The organism is Aminobacter sp. P4_H6_2 (assembly GCF_056400805.1).
Map to the genome: position 1 here is coordinate 1 of NZ_JBFUKO010000540.1, position 3,707 is coordinate 3,707.

Here is a 3,707-nt window from a genome sequence, read left to right on the forward strand (position 1 = left end):
CTTTCACCCCGGCCAAAAACGACGGCACGACGGTTTACAAGCTCAAGGTCGGGGAGGTCCCCGTCGATGCGTTCTGGTCGATTAGCGTCTATAACGACAAGGGCTTCTTCCAGAAGAACGATTACGACGCCTATTCGGTCAATAGCATCACCGCCCAGAAGAGTGCTGATGGCGCGATCGACATCCAGTTCGGCGGCTGCGACGGCAAGATCGCGAATTGCCTGCCGATTACCAAAGGGTGGAATTACACATTTCGGCTCTATCGCCCTCGGGCCGAGTTCCTGAACGGCACGTGGAAGATGCCAGAGGCTCAGCCCGAGCAGTAAGTAGTTGGTCAAAAGGGCAGCGTTCGACACGCTGCCCTGACGGCAAGGCGGATCGAGGATGCGCCGCGACGTCCCGCGCAAGCCGATCCGCCGGTTGTTGTCGGGAAGGACGATGGCGACGCAATGCGGATCTGGTGCGCAGGGCGACGACAAGGCTCCCGGCGTGACGGATCAGAATTTCCAGCTGAGCCCGAGCTATCGCGACCAGCCAGATTTTCCTGACAGGCTGTAGCTTCTGGGACCGCCGCCTTCTGCTGGCAGCGCGGCGGCACGTAAAGCTATCAAAGCCGACTGTTCCGCCGAAGCGGCTGCGTTTTCACAGAAATGATTGAACAGAACCCGTTTTGGGGAAAAGCATGAAGTCTCTTTCGGCATCCTCCATTGCGCTCGCATCGCTTCTGACGCTTTGCCTGTCGGCGCGGGCGGCCGACGCAATAGCGCCATTGCCGCTGAAGCGCGACTACAGCAGCGAGGCCGCCCCCGGCTGGCATTTCAGCGCCAGTCCGTATTTGTGGGCCGCGGGGGTCGATGGCACCGTCGGGCAGTTYGGCCTTCCTCCGGCGCGCCTCGATTCCAACTTCGGCGACATTCTCGACGACCTGGACTTCGCCTTCATGGGAATGGCCGAAGGCAGGAATGACCGCTTCAGCGTTTTCAGCGACATAATCTACACGAAGATTTCCATGTCCGATGCGAGCCCCAAGGGGATTCTGACGCAAAGTATCGGTGTGACGTCGCAGACCTTCACCGGCTTCTTCGGCGGCGGCTACAGTGTCCTGGCGGACGGCAGGAACCATCTGGATGTGATTGCCGGCGCGCGCGTCTGGTACGCGAGCACGGAGCTGTCGCTGCAAGGAGGGCTCCTCGATGGCAAAAACCGCACCGACAGCGCGACGTGGGCCAATGCCGTGGCAGGCGTGCGCGGAACGTATTTCCTCTCCGACCGGATTTACATGACGGGTTGGGGAAACGTCGGAGCCGGGCAGGCAAAGCTCGATTGGGATGTCGCGGCCGCCGTCGGCTATCAGATCAAAGATAGTCTATTGGCCGTAGCCGGATACCGCGCCCTTGGCGTMGACTACAGCCATGACGGCTTTGTTTTCGACGTCGTCCAGCAAGGGCCAATCCTCGGCCTAGCTTACCATTTTTGAGATCGATAGCGCACGAGCTGTGTCTAACAGCAGCGTTATGCATTCCGCGTTTGCGGAGGCCTGCCCGAAAATTTCAATTGAGGACATTATGAATCCGAAATCCCTCTTGCTCATGGTCGCCGCGACTGTCCTGGCCAGTCCGGCTGCCGCAGAGGAGGCCGCTCTTGCGAAGCAATTATCGAATCCCGTCGCGTCGCTGATCAGCGTTCCGTTCCAGTTCAATCATGACAGCGGCTATGGCCCCAATGGCGGCCACAAGTCGGTTTTGAATATCCAGCCGGTTATTCCGTTCTCGATCAATGAAGACTGGAATGTCATTTCCCGTACGATTATTCCGGTCGTCTCGCAGAACGATATCGCGGGGAATTCGGGCAGTCAGACCGGAATAGGCGACGTCGTGCAAAGCTTCTTCCTTTCGCCGAAGCAGCCGACCGCTGGAGCCCTTATCTGGGGTGCCGGGCCCGCCATTCTGCTGCCTACCGCAACCGATCCGCTTCTGGGCGGAGAAAAATGGGGACTCGGTCCGACGGCGGTCTTGTTGAAGCAGGAGGGCCCCTGGACCTATGGAGCGCTTGCCAACCACATCTGGTCCGTCGCCGGCGACAGCAATCGGCGCAACATCAGTTCCACGTTCCTGCAGCCCTTCATCTCCTATACGACGAAGGATGCTTGGACGTTCGCGCTCGATACCGAGAGCACCTACGACTGGAAAAGCGAAGAATGGAGCGTGCCTGTCAACTTTACGGTGTCGAAGCTCGTAATGTTCGGCAAGCAGCCGGTGAGTTTCTCGGGTGGCCCGCGCTACTGGGCTGCATCACCCGAAAATGGGCCGGATGGTTGGGGCGTTCGCGCCGGCGTCAGCCTTCTCTTCCCCAAGTAGCTCGCTGGCGCTGTCATGTCTGGATAGCGCCCGCTTGGCAATGTGCATTTGAATGACGATGAGCTTTGCGGGTCGGGTGCAGTCATGTCTCCGGCCTGTTTGTGCGGCACGATATGACCGCTGGCCCCGATGTTGTTCGCCTGAGCCGATCTCAATCACGTTAACGCGTTATTGATGCGCAAGACATCGCCGCGGGTTCTTCGGTTCGTGCGTCCATTCCGCTTTCGCTGTCACATCATACCATCGTTACTCCGCCTACTGGTTTGCCCGAAGGCAATATTGACATCGGGCTGAATCGCACCGGGTTTGCCAAAGACAAACGGCCTGCGGCAAATCAGACTCGGTTCAGTTTCCCCGTAACATCCGCTTCGACTGGAACCGTCCGTCGACTCACGCGGGGGGCGGGGCGCGCGCTTTAGCCACTGGCGAAAGTGGGCCCCACAAAGCCTGACCCGCGTATGAACAGGGCGAGCTATCTCTTTGAGACAATCCATATTTGTGTACTCAAACCACCCTAATTTCGATATTGCCAAAGCGCCTCTACTGTCGCGCCGCCACTCGCTACGACAAGCTCGCCGCCAACTTCCTTGCAATGGCTCAAATCGCATCAACGCGACTTTGAGTCCGTGAGTCTGCGACCTAGCTGAGACCAAACCGCCCAAGCATTTGCTTGAGCGTCAGATTCTGGTCGCGAAGCTGCTCGACCAGCAGTTGCTTGAGCCGCTTGTTCTCTGCGTCAAGCGTGGCGACTTCATCCAGTAACAATGATGCATCGGCAAGCTCTAGCGGGGCGGCCTGTATCATGCTCTCCGGCGCTGACGACCGTCTGACCCGTCCTTTCAGGGCGCGGTTGGATATGCTTCGACGTTTGGGCGCGGGCAGATTTTCCGGGGCTGCCGGGGCCGATCCGTGCCCAGGATGTAGCGCATCGACGCCAAGCAGCCCGTCAGCATTCAAATCTTCGGCCGACACCTTCGAAATCTGAACAGTGTCAACATCAACTGCCGCCTGGTTTGAAGGACCCATTTCGACCGGATCGGGCAATGTGTCYGCTGCGGAGCTGACCCCATGTGTTTGGCCGGGAAGATCGGAGTGCTGATCTTCGACTTCTCTGGCCAAAGCCTTGAGGTCTGTGTCCCCCCAAATCGAACTTGTCGGCGTCTTTGACAGCCGCCGCGACGATTTGAATTCAACAACGAAATTCCGCTGTGGCGTCTTCATAGTCAATTCCGTGTAATTCGTGAAAGGCGCCAGCGCTCGTCGCCGCGTCACCTTTTTGTGGGCATACAGGACCTGGCTGTCCGCGACAACGGACAGCATTAACGACGTCGCTGTTCACCATAGTTGCCG

General features: G+C 58.6%; 5 protein-coding genes. 4 read left to right on the forward strand and 1 reads right to left on the reverse strand.

Annotation, left to right across the window (positions count from 1 at the left end):
- From AC1DUU_RS26090 to AC1DUU_RS26105, 4 genes are all read left to right on the forward strand, one after another.
- On the forward strand, positions 1 to 326 hold a 326-nt coding region (locus AC1DUU_RS26090; RefSeq protein WP_476786267.1), incomplete at its 5' end, for a DUF1214 domain-containing protein.
- Between the two features lie 58 nt (positions 327 to 384).
- On the forward strand, positions 385 to 558 hold the full coding sequence (locus tag AC1DUU_RS26095) for a hypothetical protein (protein ID WP_476786268.1): 174 nt from the start codon (positions 385 to 387) through the stop codon (positions 556 to 558).
- A gap of 124 nt (positions 559 to 682) precedes the next feature.
- Positions 683 to 1,477 carry a hypothetical protein gene (locus AC1DUU_RS26100; protein WP_476786269.1) on the forward strand — a complete coding sequence of 265 codons (795 nt, stop codon included), beginning with the start codon at positions 683 to 685 and terminating at the stop codon, positions 1,475 to 1,477.
- Between the two features lie 88 nt (positions 1,478 to 1,565).
- Complete coding sequence (locus tag AC1DUU_RS26105; protein WP_476786270.1) at positions 1,566 to 2,357, forward strand: transporter; 792 nt, start codon at positions 1,566 to 1,568, stop codon at positions 2,355 to 2,357.
- 639 nt (positions 2,358 to 2,996) lie between these two features.
- On the opposite strand, the gene AC1DUU_RS26110 is transcribed toward AC1DUU_RS26105, so the two are convergent.
- A complete protein-coding gene (locus tag AC1DUU_RS26110) occupies positions 2,997 to 3,578 on the reverse strand; it encodes a hypothetical protein (RefSeq protein ID WP_476786271.1) in 582 nt (193 codons plus the stop codon).
- Positions 3,579 to 3,707 lie beyond the last annotated feature (129 nt).